Consider the following 13,785-nt stretch of genomic DNA (forward strand, 5'->3'; position numbering starts at 1 on the left):
TCGCCCGCTCAGGCCTTCTACTCTGGCCGCATGCCGGAGGGGTCGACAGCGCAGCGCCGCCAGCCGGGGACCAGGTCCCGGCGGCGTGGTCTGATCATGTTGGCCGGGTTGGCGGCCCTGGTGGTCGCACTGCTGGTGGTATGGCTGATCCGGGTCAGGAGCGACCAGGCTACGGGGGCCGGTGCCGCCCGCCCTCCGGGTTCCGTTCCCGCGCCGGGCCGGGGAGCCGACTCTGCCCTGCCCCGTGGCGAGGGCGGCGTCGTGGACGTGTACGCGCACGCGCGTGCCGGGATGCTGAGCCCGGTGGTCCGCGACGATCCGCCTCTCGTGTACGTCCCGAACCTGCGCGACGGCACCGTCACGGTCATCGACCAGCGCACGCTGCGGGTCGTGGACACCTACGCCGCCGGCCGCGAGCCGCAGCACGTGGTCCCCTCCTGGGACCTGCGGACCCTGTGGGTGAACAACAACCGCGGCAACAGCCTGTCACCGATCGATCCGCGGACCGGTCGGCCCGCCGGGCCCGCGGTACCGGTCGCGGACCCGTACAACCTGTACTTCACTCCCGACGGGGCCAACGCGATGGTCATCGCCGAGGCGAACCACCACATCGACTTCCGTGATCCGCACACGTTCGCCCTACGGCACAGCCTGGACGTGGGCACGGCCTGCGCGGGCGTCAACCACGTCGACTTCTCCGTCGACGGCTCCTATGCGATCGCCACCTGCGAGTTCGCGGGACGACTCGTCAAGATCGACATCCCGCGTCAGCGGGTCATCGGATATCTGGACCTCGGCCGGGACGCCGCTCCACAGGACATCAAGATCGATCCGGCCGGTCGGATCTGGTACGTGGCGGACATGAACGCCGACGGTGTCCACCTCGTTGACGGGGATCGCTTCACCAGGGTCGATTTCGTCCGGACCGGGCCGGAGACCCACGGCCTTTACCCGAGCCGCGACGGCCGATTCCTGTACGTCGCCAACCGGGGTGGCCACATGGACTCCATGAAGCCGCCGTTCCCGCACTCCGGCGACCAGGGCTCGGTCTCGGTCATCTCCTTCGCCACCCGGACCGTCGTGGCCACCTGGCCGATCCCCGGTGGGGGAACCCCGGACATGGGCAACGTCGATGCCAACGGCTCGCGGCTGTGGCTGTCCGGCCGCCGCAGCAACGTCGTGTACGTGTTCGACACCGGCGGGCCCGGAGGTTCGGAGCCGAAGGCCGGCCGGCTGCTGGCTCGGATCCCCGTCGGCCGTGAGCCGCACGGTCTCGCGGTCTGGCCGCAACCCGGTCGCTACTCCCTCGGCCATACTGGGATCATGCGCTGAGGGTCGGACGAGCTCGGGGCCCCCTCATCCGGGCCGGGAGCGAGCGGGTTGACTGAAACGGATTTTCATGATCCATAATTCCATGGAAGATTCATTCTTAGTTTACCTTTGGGTATCTGACCGTTGTGCCTACGCGCTTAGCGTGACGTGTCGTGACTAGTGACGTGACTGTGAGGGTCGCGGGCGACGCTGCCGCGCCCGCCGTGTTGGAGCGCATTCGGGCTTTGTCGGCGTCGTTGTCGTCGGCGGAGCAGCGGGTGGCGCGGCAGGTCCTCGCGGACCCGGTTGCGATGATCCACCAGTCGGTGAGCGAGCTGGCGCAGGTGTCGGGAAGCTCGCCGGCGACGGTGGTGCGGTTCTGCCAGAGCCTGGGGCTTCGGGGCTATCAGGAACTCAAGCTGGCGCTGATCCGGGAGACGCTGCCGGTGGAGCGGCAGCTGGTGGACGAGGTGTCCGCGGCCGACGGCCCGGATGAGATTGCCGGGAAGGTGCTCGGCGGGGCGGCGAGTGCGCTGACCGAGGCGGCGCGGGGGATCGACGGTGGCGTGCTGGCGACGATCGCCGACCTGGTCGTCGCCGCGCCGCGGACGTTGTTCGTGGCGGTGGGGACGTCGGCGCCGCTGGCGATGGATGCCGCCTACCGGCTGACCACGGTCGGGGTCGATGCGCGGTTCGCCGGGGACGCGCATGTGCAGCACGTCACTGCCCGGATGCTGGCGGCGGGTGATCTGTGTGTTGCGGTCAGCCACACCGGCTCGACGGCGGAGACACTGGCGGCGATGCGGGCGGCCGTGGACGCCGGGGCGCATACCGCCGCGATCACGAGCTTTGCCCGGTCACCGTTGACCGAGCTGGTGCAGCACGCGGTGGTGGTGGGCAGTCGGGAGACGGCGTATCGCATCGAGGCGATGACCAGCCGGATCGTGCACCTGTCGGTGCTCGACGCCCTGTTCGCCCTCGTGGTGGTGCGCAGCCCGCGCAGCCCTGGCGCGCTGGCGATGACCGCCGACGTGATCGTCGAACACCGGATGTAGCCGCCTACCAGACCCGGCGGCGCCGGTGTCGACGGCCCGTGGTTCGCCCCCGCGTCCACCGAGGAACGGTATGAGCCCGCGGACCAGCGGTGGATCGGTGGTGGGCGAGGTACGTCCCGGCGGTCGGTCAGCCGCCGGCCGCGTCGGTGATCAGACCGACCAGCGCGGTGACCAGCATGGCAGCGGCGCCGCCCAGCACGACGCGCAGGGCCGGACGCAGCAGCGCCATACCGGCGGCCCGCGCGGCGAGTATGCCCGCGACGGCGAGACCGATCACCGTAACCACGACGACGAGCATCAGGCGGCCCGCTCCCGCCGGGGCCGACATCCCGAGGAACGGCACCAGCCCGCCGGCCGTGAAGCTGCCCGCCGACGCGACGGCGGCCTGGACCGGGCGCGCCCGGGTGGCCTCACTCTGGCCGAGTTCGTCGCGCAGGTGCGCCTCCAGCGCACCCCGCTCGGTCAGCGTCACGGCGACCTGCGTGGCGAGGTCGTGCGGAAGGCCGCGCCGCTCATAGATGCCGACCAGCTCGGCGAGCTCGGCCACGGGGTCGGCCGCCAGCTCCGCGCTCTCCTTGGCCCGGTCCGCGCGTTCCACGTCGGCCTGGGAGCTTACCGACACGTACTCCCCGGCCGCCATCGACATCGCCCCCGCGGTCAGACCCGCGATCCCGGCGGTCAGGACCGCGCCGGTGGAGGCGCCGCTCGCGGCGACGCCGACGATGAGACTGGAGGTGGAGACCAGGCCGTCGTTCGCGCCGAGGACGGCCGCGCGCAGCCAGCCCGAACGGTTCGTGCTGTGCCGCTCCTGGTGCCGCCGCACCGCACCGAATGTCGCCATGGGGGCATTACAGCACGGTGTTGACGATCGGCATCGTCTCGGCGGCTGTGGCACAACTGTGACAATCACCCGTTCCACCAGGTGACCCGGCCTGTTCGCGCCCGGCCGAGATCGCGGCGATCAGCATGGCACACTCAACGGATCAAGAATCATCTCTGCCCGTTCCTCGAGGTAGACCGCTGGGAATCCGCTGATGAACGGCAATGATGGACAATCAAGGCTGACAGTGATCGCGCGACATGGGATTGGTGACCTTGCCCCGACATCGTCCGATGAGGCCGGGACCGCACACCTCGTACGAGGAGAGTTGGCTGGCCGGCGCGGAACTCGGTGAGGCGCTCACGCGCGGATGGCGTCCGCGGGCACAACCCGTGCAGATCGCGCTGGGTGCGGGTGAAGCCGTGCTGGCCCAGGCACCCGTCCGCGTCTGGCAGTACATCGGCCAGAACGTCACCTACAACCAGGGGTGGTTCGTCGCCTTCGGTAGTCCCCTTCTGCTCGGCGCGTCCCTGCTCGGCAGCGCCCTGTACAACGGCAGCCAGCGCAGGCGCGCCGAGGCGCTCGCCGCGGTCCAGTGGCGCCCTGTCTGCCAGGGGCACCTTTTCCTGACGAACTGGCGCCTCGCGCTGGCGCTCACGACCGGCTGGATCGATATCGGCTACCCGTACCTGCGGGCGTCCGGCGTGGACGGCGACAGCATGGTCATCATGCTTGCCGGCCAACCCCCCGTCCGACTGCAGGTGTGGCCGGCGCACTGGTTCTTCGTGCTCATGAGATTCCTCGCCTACGGCGAGATCGTCCGGATGGAAATTCCGTCCCACCTGCAACGAGCGACTGCCCCCCGGGCCCTCGAACCTCCGCCTGGATCTTGAATCCCCGCCCGGACGGGGTCTGGAGAACGCCGGTGACGTCGCATGATCAGCGGTCTTCCCGGAGTGTGATCAGTGGGTACGCCCGATGGGTACGGCCGGCGGGTACCGGCGTCCGGATTTCTCCCGGGGCTACCCCACTACCCCGCTGCCTCGTGCCGGGTCGGTACCGTGATGGCGTCCTCCGGGAAATGTGGGCGGGTATTCAAGCGTGATTCGGGTCAAGATAATGTTATTGATAAAAATATCCTTGAGATTTTCCTTCGAGTGGATTTCGGGGATATCCATGAGGCCTGCCTCGTGGATAATTTGTTTACATGCCGTTCACGGTGCACGACCTACCGGAGCCCCGTGAACCTATACCATTAATTCGGGTTCGCCGCACGGCCATCTGTCTCGGTCGAAACCAGCCGAGAAGCAGTCGGAGGCCAGCCATGGGATTGACTGCCGTCCGGATGTGGTCCGGTATGGTCGATCGGAAGTGAGGGCTCTCATGCCATTTGTCATCACCGCCGCGTGTATCGATGTCAAGGACGGCTCCTGCCTGGAGGGGTGCCCGGCCGATTGCATCTACGAGGGCGACCGTAAGATGTACATCAATCCGGATGAGTGCACGGAGTGCGGTGCCTGCGCAGTGTCCTGCCCGGTCGGCGCGGCCATCAGCGACGACCGTGTTCCCGCGAAGGACAAGGAGTTCATCGAAAGCGAGGCGCTGTTCTTCAGTGCCGTCCTGCCCGGTCGGGACGCGCCGCTCGGCGAGCCGGGTGGCGCCACGAAGCTCGGCAAGATCAAGGCTGACACGCCCTTCATTGCCGCCTACGGAAACTGACGAGGGTGACCTCGGGTATTCGCCGGGGCGGAGCACGATAAAGCGGAGCAGTAGCGGGAAAAACGAACCGAGGGAATGCGCGGAAGGGCCGGTGCTGGCGGACCTCGGGCCCGAGGCGCCGGCCTGACGCCGAGACGTTGTGGGGGGATCCCTCCCGTAACCGGCCTGCGTTCCAGGCGATTCTATCCCGCAGGTCCGACGGAACGGCGGGGTCCGCTGGTCCAGCCCCGGATAGTTCCAGGGTGGTTCGTGGCGGGCGGGGCCGGGTGTCAGCGGACCGGTGGCGCGAGGGAGCGCAGGAGCTCACCGGCGGGTTCGTCGGTGAGCTCGGCGAGGGTCACCTCGTCGAGCGTGACCAGGAAGTTCTCCTGGGCTTGTCGCAGGAGGGGGCGCAGTCGGCAGGCGCATCGCAGGGGGCACGGGGGACCGTCGCAGGAGACGAACTCGTCCGTGCCCTCGAGGGCACGGACGATGTGCCCGACGGTGACCTGCGTCGCGCCCGGGGCGAGCAGTACCCCGCCGGTGCGCCCGCGCACGGTGACCACGAGGTCGAGCCGCTGGAGGCGTTGCACGATCTTCGCCATGTGGGTGAGCGGAACATCGAGGGCTTTCGAGAGGTCGCGGACGGTGAGGCGATCCTCCCGGGTGGCCGTGAGCATAAGTGCCCGCAGCGCCAGGTCGGTCGACTGGGTCAGGTGCATGGGAGCGCGCCTGTCGAGGTGACGGTCACTCGACCATCTTGCCTTCTACTCTTCGTAGAAGATTGTCCCGACGGCACCTGCGTCCCACGGGTGCCGCCTGCCGAGGTCAGACCTCGGCGGGAGCGCGGCCGGAGTGTGACACCGCGCCGGCACTGGCCGGCACTGGCCGGCACTGGGCCGGTGCCGGTCTCCTCATGGCGACCGCGGACCCCCGGCCGGGGGAGCCTGTACGGGTGTCCGCGGCGAGGGCAGTTTCCGGACGATGGTCAGTCCGTCCGCAATGGGCAGCATGACAACCTGTACCCGGGAGTCGCCGGCGAGAAGCTCGTTGAACTGTTTGACGGCGACGACAGCAGGATTGTCCGAGTGGGCGCGTACCACGTGCCCATACTGCAGCACATTATCGACGATGATGACCCCGTTCGGGTTCATCCGGGGAAAGAGAAGCTCGTAATACCTCCTATACGAGGTCTTGTCCGCGTCGATGAACGCCAGGTCGAAGGTGGGTTCTTCGGGGAGTGTGCCGAGACTGTCCGCCGCCGGTCCGAGGGCGAGGTCGATGTGATCGGAAACACCGGCCCGAGCCCAGTACTGGCGGGCGATCGAGGTCCATTCCGCGCTGATGTCCAGGCAGAGAAGTCGGCCGCCGGCGGGCAGGCCCCGGGCGATGCACAGCGCGGAATAGCCGGTGAAGGTACCGATCTCGACCGCGCGGCGCGGGGCGATCGAGGCCGTCAGGATGGTCAGGAACGTCCCCTGCTCGGCCGGTACCTGCATCTCCGCCTCGGGGAGCGTCGCCGTCACGGCGGAGAGCGCGTCGAGGATCGGATCCGGAGGTGAGCTGTGCTCCGTCAGATAGCTGTGGATCGGATCGGCCAGATAGGCTGATTTCAATCCCTTGCCGTTTTTTGCGCTTTCGCGGCGAAGCGTGCCGACGCCGGTTGTCGCGACTTCACGAATCTTCTGTGCCGGACTTTTTGCCATGATCAGTGGAACTCCATCCCTGGTGGCTCAGTTCGAAAATAACTGGCCCGGGGCGCATTGTGGTTACGGACCGCTCCTCGGCTCGGAAAGAACCAGTAAAGATCATCTAGTGAATCGGGAGTCCGGTGAAGCCGTTGTCCGGTCGTCACGGCCTGTCGTCGGCCATGGCATAATCTGTCGTGACGTAATCCACTACTTCCAGTAGTTCGTGGATGGTGGCCGATGTCCGCCGGGGGCCCGGGCCGTCCGTGCCCCCGGAACCCGGCGCGGCCGCGATGCAGGTGCCGCCCGCCGCGTCCACGGATCTCTGCGCGGGTGCCGGCCGGGCGGCCGTCGGCCGTCGGCCTGGATGTGTCCGGGGCAGGTCGAGGACGACGCACAGACCCCCGTTGTCACTCTCGGCCAGAGTGACCGTCCCGCCGTCGGCGGTCGTCAGGGCATGCACGATGGCGAGCCCGAGGCCGTTCCCGCGCCGATCGGCCCGGCCGGGCACCTCTCCTCGCTGGTCGGCTTCTCGCTGGTCGGCACTGAGGTTGGAGCTGAACCGGCGGAAGGCGGCGGCCCGCTGCTCGGCGCTCATGCCGCGTCCGCTGTCGGCGACCGTGAGCCGCGTCATGCTTTCCGCCGTCATGGTGCTCTGCGGCCCGGTGACGTTCATCTCGTCCAATTCGTACGCGGTGCTCCCCGTCCCGAGGCCCGCCTCCGCGGTGCCTCCGGCGCCCACCGGGCGTGGCTGGGCCGGTGGGTTCGTCCCGGACGTGACGCTGACCCGGCCGCCGGACGGGGTGGCCTCCAGCGCGTTGCTGAGGAGATTGTCGAGGATCTGCTCCAGATGCCCCGGGGTGCACTGGACGACCTGGTCCGCGTCGACGTCGCAGGTCAGCGTCACTCCGGCGGCGGCTGCGACCGGTCGCCAGATCAGGCATCGTTCCTCGGCGGCGACCGCGAGGGGGATCGGCTGGGTCGGGATCGGTGCATGCTCGGCCCGGGAGACCGCCAGCAGCCCGTCGACCATCCGGGAGAGCCGGTGCACCTCGACCAGGGTGCCCGCGACCTCGTCGGTGGTGTCCGCGTCCACGTCCTGTTGCAGCAGCTCCAGGCGCAGGCGCATCGCCGTCAGCGGGGTGCGGATCTGGTGGGAGACGTCGGCGAGGAACCGGCGCTGGCTGTCGACCAGCAACTGGAGCCGTCCCGCCATCGCGTCGAACGTCGTGGCAAGTTTGCGTGCCTCGGGCGGGCCACCGACGGCTCTGGCCCGGATCGTGAGATCACCGGCACCGAGTTCGGTCGCTGCCTGCTCGAGCCGGCGCAGCGGCCGGCCCACCCAGCGGGCCAGCAGTATCGAGATCCCCAATGCGGCCAGCGCGACCAGGACGCCCGCGAGGGCGATCATCGTCCATCGGTGGATGATCGAGGCGCGCAGCCCGGCATCGCTGCGCGCGACGGCCAGGATGCCGACCAGGCCCTGCGCGTTGGACACCGGAGCAATAAGGATCATCCGGTGTCGATTGGCCGCGTTCGGGTTGATGACCACGTTCTCCCGGCGGGCCCGATCCAGATCCCAGGCCATGATCGGGATGTCGTCACCGGTGTCGGCCACGGGCGTACCGTTCGGGTCGAACAGCCGGAGCTCGTCCGGTGGCACGGCCGTACTGTCGCGTACGGGGGCGGGCAGCGGGGCCGCGCCGGCGGACAGCCGCCGCCACTTCACCTCGGCGCAGTAGGCCTGCATCGCGGCCGTGAGCCGCAGGCCGAACAGCGCCCGGTCGTGACGGGTGGCGTCGAGCCCCATCGGGACGCACAGGCCGACAAGCAGCGCCGTCGTGAGCGCGAGCTGGGCGGCCAGGATGCGCCGGGTCATTGGATGTGCCGGGTCATCGGCCGAGGGGTGGCGCGCTCCGGTCACCGGGGGTCGGATCGGTGCCGGGGGTCGGATCGGTGTCGGGGGTCGGATCGGTGCCGGGCGCCGGCGGCCCGCCCAAGCGGAAGCCGACCCCGTACACCGTTTCGATCAGTTCGGGAATCCCGAGCTTGCGGCGGATCGCGCCGATGTGTACGTCGAGGACCTTCGATGAGCCGAACCAGTCGCCCCAGACAGCGGTGAAGATCTCCCGTCGGGTCCGGACCCGGCCGGGATCGCAGGCCAGGAAGGCCAGCAGATCGTACTCCCGCGCCGTCACCTGGACCGGACGGCCGTCGACGGAGATCCGCCGGCTGCGCCGGTCGAGGACGAGCGGTCCGTGCCGGACCACGTCGGAGCTCTCACCGGTGGCCCGGGCGGCGCGCCGCCGCACCGCCCGTATCCGGGCCAGCAGTTCGGCGAATCCGAATGGTTTGACCAGGTAGTCGTCGGAACCGAGGTCCAAGGCCTCGACCCGGTCCGCCTCGTCCCCCCGAGCCGTCACCACGATCACGGGGGTGTCCCCGCGCTCGCGGATGCGCCGGCACACCTCCGCGCCGTCGATGTCGGGCAGTCCCAGGTCCAGGAGCACGAGATCGGGCGGGGACACGCCCTCGACCCGGGCGAGCGCGGCCTCCCCGGTCCGCACCCGGTCGGCGGTGTAGCCGGCCCGGTCCAGACCGCGCACGAGCTGGGTACCGAGGCCGTCGTCGTCCTCGACCACCAGCACCCGGGCGCCGGCGGGATCGGGATACCGCTGCAGGTCTGATGCGTGTGCTCGGGAGCCGTTGCCTGCAAGCGTCGCCATGGCACGACAGTAGGCGGCACCGGGCGCGTCCGGCCGCCGGCCCCGCGGGTGCCACCGCGATTCCGCCGTCGCCAGCTCCGATTCCGTCATATCTACTCGTTTCGCAGCGTCTGCCAATTTTGCCGGATCCAGCCCGGTCTCACCGGCTCGGCCAGCAGCGTGTCGCCGGACGACACCGCGGCGAGGATTCCCCCGAGGGCGTGCCGGGGAAGATCGATCAGCCGGGCGGCCAGCAGGTCGGGATCGCGCGCGGCCCGGGTCACGGCGGCCCGGGCGTCGCGCTGGGAGAGCGTGCGCCCCGAATCCTCCCGGACGATCCGGATGAGCCCGTCCCGCCAGACGTTGCCGATCTTGCCGTGCGGGCGGTCAAGCAGCCACCGGGCGAGCCGGTCGGCGGGGGCGAGCGCCGCCGGGCCGACGGCCGTGAACGTCACGAGCCGCAGGTCCCCGAGGTCCCGGGCGGGGGTGGCGGTCCACTTCGCCCGCAGCTGCCGCAGCGGGTCATCCTGGGCCCGCCGGCGGCGGACGCCCAGATCGGGATGATCGGAGGAGACGACGACGGCGAGCCGGTCCGCGTTGACCGCCAGGAGGAGCCTGGTCAGCCAGGGGCCCGGATCGTCCGACAGGTCGGTGGCCACGCTGACCGTTCCGTCCTCGGTTGAGGCGCCGGGGCCGGTCGAGGCGAACGCGGGCAGCCCCCGGTCGAACACGGTCGCGAGACGCACGTGGACCGCGTCGACCTCCCGCCGCTCGCCAACGAACACGGCGCGACCCGCCGGGCCGGTGGCGAGAAAGGCGGCCACCGCGTCGAGGACCGGGGCGGTCAGGCGCGTCGGCCGACTCTGCGTGGACTGCCGGCCCCGGGTGTAGATGGCGGCCGTCGCGGTTGTGGCCGCCGTGACCGCCGTGGCCGCCGTGACCGAGCGGTCCAGCTGCTTCCAGGTGGCCGGGGTCGGCTGGCAGACGTACATGTCGGCTCTGGCGCCCACCGCCTCCGCGCCCTCGTAGACGTGGAAGCCTGGCCAGACGGCCTCGAACACGAAGCCCTGATCGATCAGTGCCCGCTGCACCTTCCAACCCAGCGTCGGTACCCGGTCGCTGAACCCGTAGGCCAGCAGGACGCGACCATGTTCGCGGTCCGCGAGACCCTGCGCGCCGCGCCCGGTGAACAGCGCCACGCCCTCCGGGGTGTAGGGCGGATCGGTGAACGCCAGATCGGCCGTGCCCACCACCGCCGGCGGCAGGCCGAAGCGCAGGTCGGCGTAGAGGCACCGCAGCCGGACGCCCAACGACCGGGCCGAGCTGTCCAGGTAGGCGAGCAGCTCGTCGTCGATGTCGACGACGGTCACGGTGAGCCCGTCGATCAACGAGACCGCCGCCAGCGAGGTGAGATCATGATCACCTATGCACAGCAGATGCGCGCCGCGCAGGTCGTAACGTGTCTGCAGCCAGACGGCCCGGCGCACGACGGTCGTCGCCGTCGCGGGTACGTGGTCGAGGTCGGCCCGCGGTCGGGGCGCGGCAGCGATGAGATCATGCATGGTCGTGACCAGCGGACCGTGGCGGGCGATCACGGCGGCGAGGGGATCGAGCGGGGTCTGTCCGCTCAGCTCGTCATAGCGGATCAGGCCGCGGTAGCGGTCGATCGACGCCGGGCGCAGCACGTGACGCCCGTCGGGGCCGGTCCGCAGATCGTCGCCGAGGCTGGCGAGGATCTCCTCCACGCTCCGTCGGGGCAGGCCCGAACTCTGGACCAGTTGGCGCAGGGTGCGTGGCTGCTCGGTCAGCGCCGCCACCGCCGCGCGAGGCGCCCGGGCATGCACCCGGTAGCCCGCCAGCAGGGTCGCCAACGACTCGCCGGATTCGGCTGGACCCGGCGCCCGGCCCGGGTGATCCGGTCCTGACAGGGTATGTGGAGGGGACACGCAACCAGCGTCGCACCTGCGGCGGACACACGATTCTACCGGTCCCGCCGAGGCCAGCTAATCTCTTGTCGTGCTCAGAAGGCTTGATCTGCGTGGCGCGGTGCCTGCCGCAGCCGAGATCCGACGGCTACTGCCGCGGGCCGACGTCGACGTCGACGTCGCCGTCGATGCGGTCCGGCCGGTCTGTGCGGACGTGCGGGACCGCGGCGACGCGGCCGTCCTCGCCGCCGCGGAGCGGTTCGACGGGGTCCGCCCGCCGAGCCTGCGGGTGCCCGCCCAGGTTCTCGCCGCCGCCGCGGATGCCCTGGATCCGGCCGTGCGCGACGCGCTGACCGAGGCGATCCGCCGGACTCGGCTGGTGCACCGTGCGCAGCTGCGGGAGCCGGTGGCGATCGAGGTCGCGCCCGGCACCACGGTGACGCAGCGCTGGGTGCCGGTGGAGCGGGTCGGCCTGTACGTGCCGGGCGGGCGGGTCGCCTACCCCAGCAGCGTCGTGATGAACGTCGTGCCCGCCCAGGAGGCCGGGGTCGGCTCGCTCGCGGTCTTCTCCCCGCCGCAGAAGGACAACGGCGGGCTGCCGCATCCGGTGATCCTCGCCGCCTGCGCGCTGCTCGGTGTCGAGGAGGTCTACGCGGCAGGCGGAGCCCAGGCCGTGGCGATGGCCGCCTACGGGACCACGAGCTGCCCGCCGGTCGATGTGATCACCGGGCCCGGCAACGTCTATGTCACGGCGGCCAAGCGCCTGCTGCGTGGGGTCGTCGGGGTGGACGCCGAGGCGGGCCCGACCGAGGTCGCGATCCTCGCCGACGCCACCGCGGATCCGGCCTTCGTCGCCGCCGACCTCATCGCCCAGGCCGAGCACGATCCGATGGCCGCCTGCCTGCTGATCACCCCGTCGGTGGAACTCGCCGACGCGGTCGACGTCGAGCTCGGCAAGCAGGTGCCCGTCACCCGCCACCGGGAGCGGGTGGCGGAGTCGCTCGCCGGCCAGGGGGCGGTTGCGCTCGTCGCGGACGTCGACGCGGGTCTCGCGGTGGCGGACGGCTGGGCCGCCGAGCATCTGGAGATCCACACCGCGGACGCCGCCGCGGTCGCCGCCCGGGTGCGCCACGCCGGAGCGGTCTTCGTCGGCGACTACGCTCCCGTCCCGCTCGGCGACTACCTGGCCGGGTCCAACCACGTCCTGCCCACCGGCGGCACCGCCCGGCATTCCAGCGGTCTGGCGGTCACCGCCTTCCAACGTCAGGTCCAGGTGGTCGAGTGCACGCGGGAGGGGCTCGCCGCCGTCGCCCCGCGTATCGCAGCGCTCGGCGGGGCGGAGGACCTCACAGCTCACGTCGACGCGGTGGAGGTTCGACTCCGATGATATTCAAGGCGGCCGGGAGCGGTGCCGGGGACCGGCCGTGGCGCCCGTGGGACGCTGACGGCCTGCCGCTGCGCGACAGCCTGCGCGGGCTCTCGCCCTACGGCGCTCCGCAGCTCGACGTGCCGGTGCGGCTCAACACCAACGAGAACCCGCACCCGCCGTCGGTCGGGCTGGTCGACGCCATCGGCAAGGCCGCGGCCCTCGCAGCCACCGAGGCGAACCGCTATCCCGACCGGGACGCCGAGGCGCTGCGTGCCGACCTCGCCTACTACCTGACACCCGATGCCGGCTTCGGCGTGCACACCAGTCAGGTCTGGGCCGCCAACGGCTCCAACGAGATCCTCCAGCAGCTCCTCCAGGCGTTCGGCGGGCCCGGTCGGGTGGCGCTCGGGTTCGAGCCGTCCTACTCGATGCACCGCCTCATCGCGCTGGCCACCGCCACCGAGTGGGTGGCCGGGCAGCGAGCGGAGGACTTCACGCTCTCCCCGGCCGTGGTCGCCGACGCGATCGCCCGGCACCGACCCGCCCTGGTCTTCCTCTGCTCACCGAACAATCCGACGGGCACGGCCCTGCCGCCCGAGGTCGTCGTCGCCGCCTGTGAGGCGGTGGAGGCCACCGGCAGCGGCATGGTCGTCGTCGACGAGGCCTACGCCGAGTTCCGCCGGGCCGGCGTGCCCAGCACGCTGACGCTGCTGCCCCGTCATCCGCGGCTCGTCGTCACCCGGACAATGAGCAAGGCGTTCGCGCTGGCCGGTGCCCGGGTAGGCTACCTTGCCGCGCACCCCGCCGTGGTGGACTCGCTGTACCTGGTGCGGCTGCCCTACCACCTGTCCAGCTTCACCCAGGCCGTCGCGCGCACGGCGCTCGCGCACGCCGACGAGCTGCTCGGCACGGTGGAGGCGGTCAAGGCCCAGCGCGACCGCATCGTCCGGGAGTTGCCTGCGCTCGGTCTGCGGCTGGCTCCGAGCGACGCCAACTTCGTGTTCTTCGGCCGGTTCGCCGATCAGCGGGCGGTGTGGCAGAGCCTGTTGGACGCGGGAGTGCTGGTCCGCGATGTCGGTCTGACCGGCTGGCTGCGGGTCACCGCCGGGCTGCCGAACGAGGTGGGCGCGTTTCTCGGGGCGCTGGGCAGAACTCTCACCGGCAGCGTCATCGGCGCGGACGGTGTCATCAGCCTCGCCGCCGCCTGAGCCCCT

The 13,785-nt window shown here is 70.7% G+C and carries 12 protein-coding genes; 6 read left to right on the forward strand and 6 right to left on the reverse strand.

The annotated features are described in order from the left end of the window. Nucleotides 1-30 precede the first annotated feature (30 nt). Together AC08OO_RS02685 and AC08OO_RS02690 are read left to right on the forward strand one after the other, a co-directional pair. Nucleotides 31-1,332: a YncE family protein gene (locus AC08OO_RS02685; protein ID WP_476618206.1), complete on the forward strand. Its 1,302-nt coding sequence runs from the start codon at nt 31-33 to the stop codon at nt 1,330-1,332. A gap of 164 nt (nt 1,333-1,496) precedes the next feature. After that, complete coding sequence (locus AC08OO_RS02690; protein WP_476608784.1) at nt 1,497-2,366, forward strand: MurR/RpiR family transcriptional regulator; 870 nt, start codon at nt 1,497-1,499, stop codon at nt 2,364-2,366. Between the two features lie 127 nt (nt 2,367-2,493). Here the strand turns inward: AC08OO_RS02690 and AC08OO_RS02695 are convergent, their stop codons facing one another. Beyond that, nucleotides 2,494-3,207, reverse strand: coding sequence for a VIT1/CCC1 transporter family protein (locus AC08OO_RS02695; RefSeq protein ID WP_476608783.1), 714 nt, complete (start codon nt 3,205-3,207; stop codon nt 2,494-2,496). A 272-nt stretch (nt 3,208-3,479) separates the two neighbouring features. Between AC08OO_RS02695 and AC08OO_RS02700 the strand changes: the two genes are divergently transcribed. Then, a complete protein-coding gene (locus tag AC08OO_RS02700) occupies nt 3,480-4,079 on the forward strand; it encodes a hypothetical protein (protein WP_476608782.1) in 600 nt (199 codons plus the stop codon). A gap of 490 nt (nt 4,080-4,569) precedes the next feature. After that, complete coding sequence (locus tag AC08OO_RS02705) at nt 4,570-4,905, forward strand: indolepyruvate ferredoxin oxidoreductase subunit alpha (protein WP_011437418.1); 336 nt, start codon at nt 4,570-4,572, stop codon at nt 4,903-4,905. A 269-nt stretch (nt 4,906-5,174) separates the two neighbouring features. Here the strand turns inward: AC08OO_RS02705 and AC08OO_RS02710 are convergent, their stop codons facing one another. The 5 genes from AC08OO_RS02710 to AC08OO_RS02730 form a co-directional block, all read right to left on the reverse strand. Then, the gene (locus AC08OO_RS02710) at nt 5,175-5,606 is read right to left on the reverse strand and encodes an RrF2 family transcriptional regulator (protein WP_476606031.1); all 432 of its coding nucleotides are present in this window, start codon (nt 5,604-5,606) and stop codon (nt 5,175-5,177) included. A 192-nt stretch (nt 5,607-5,798) separates the two neighbouring features. Next, entirely contained in the window at nt 5,799-6,590 is a 792-nt protein-coding gene (locus AC08OO_RS02715; RefSeq protein WP_476608781.1) for an O-methyltransferase, read from the reverse strand. Between the two features lie 145 nt (nt 6,591-6,735). Beyond that, nucleotides 6,736-8,451, reverse strand: coding sequence for a sensor histidine kinase (locus tag AC08OO_RS02720; protein WP_476608780.1), 1,716 nt, complete (start codon nt 8,449-8,451; stop codon nt 6,736-6,738). 13 nt (nt 8,452-8,464) lie between these two features. Continuing rightward, nucleotides 8,465-9,298 carry a response regulator transcription factor gene (locus tag AC08OO_RS02725; RefSeq protein ID WP_476608779.1) on the reverse strand — a complete coding sequence of 278 codons (834 nt, stop codon included), beginning with the start codon at nt 9,296-9,298 and terminating at the stop codon, nt 8,465-8,467. A gap of 92 nt (nt 9,299-9,390) precedes the next feature. Then, entirely contained in the window at nt 9,391-11,223 is a 1,833-nt protein-coding gene (locus AC08OO_RS02730) for a bis-aminopropyl spermidine synthase family protein (RefSeq protein ID WP_476618207.1), read from the reverse strand. A 70-nt stretch (nt 11,224-11,293) separates the two neighbouring features. Here AC08OO_RS02730 and hisD point away from each other — a divergent pair, with 70 nt between their 5' ends. Both hisD and AC08OO_RS02740 read left to right on the forward strand, forming a co-directional pair. After that, on the forward strand, nt 11,294-12,589 hold the full coding sequence (gene hisD, locus AC08OO_RS02735) for a histidinol dehydrogenase (protein ID WP_476608777.1): 1,296 nt from the start codon (nt 11,294-11,296) through the stop codon (nt 12,587-12,589). Continuing rightward, the gene (locus AC08OO_RS02740) at nt 12,586-13,779 is read left to right on the forward strand and encodes a histidinol-phosphate transaminase (protein ID WP_476608776.1); all 1,194 of its coding nucleotides are present in this window, start codon (nt 12,586-12,588) and stop codon (nt 13,777-13,779) included. Before hisD ends, AC08OO_RS02740 begins: the two co-directional genes overlap by 4 nt. Nucleotides 13,780-13,785: the final 6 nt, after the last annotated feature.

It is taken from the genome of Frankia sp. CeCAU1 (assembly GCF_977971845.1).

Bases quoted from the DNA above. Each gene is read 5' to 3' on its own strand.
- AC08OO_RS02685 (WP_476618206.1), top strand. From the start codon at position 31: ATGCCGGAGGGGTCGACAGCGCAGCGCCGCCAGCCGGGGACCAGGTCC.
- AC08OO_RS02695 (WP_476608783.1), bottom strand. From the start codon at position 3,207: ATGGCGACATTCGGTGCGGTGCGGCGGCACCAGGAGCGGCACAGCACG.
- AC08OO_RS02700 (WP_476608782.1), top strand. From the start codon at position 3,480: ATGAGGCCGGGACCGCACACCTCGTACGAGGAGAGTTGGCTGGCCGGC.
- AC08OO_RS02705 (WP_011437418.1), top strand. From the start codon at position 4,570: ATGCCATTTGTCATCACCGCCGCGTGTATCGATGTCAAGGACGGCTCC.
- AC08OO_RS02710 (WP_476606031.1), bottom strand. From the start codon at position 5,606: ATGCACCTGACCCAGTCGACCGACCTGGCGCTGCGGGCACTTATGCTC.
- AC08OO_RS02715 (WP_476608781.1), bottom strand. From the start codon at position 6,590: ATGGCAAAAAGTCCGGCACAGAAGATTCGTGAAGTCGCGACAACCGGC.
- AC08OO_RS02720 (WP_476608780.1), bottom strand. From the start codon at position 8,451: ATGACCCGGCGCATCCTGGCCGCCCAGCTCGCGCTCACGACGGCGCTG.
- AC08OO_RS02725 (WP_476608779.1), bottom strand. From the start codon at position 9,298: ATGGCGACGCTTGCAGGCAACGGCTCCCGAGCACACGCATCAGACCTG.
- AC08OO_RS02740 (WP_476608776.1), top strand. From the start codon at position 12,586: ATGATATTCAAGGCGGCCGGGAGCGGTGCCGGGGACCGGCCGTGGCGC.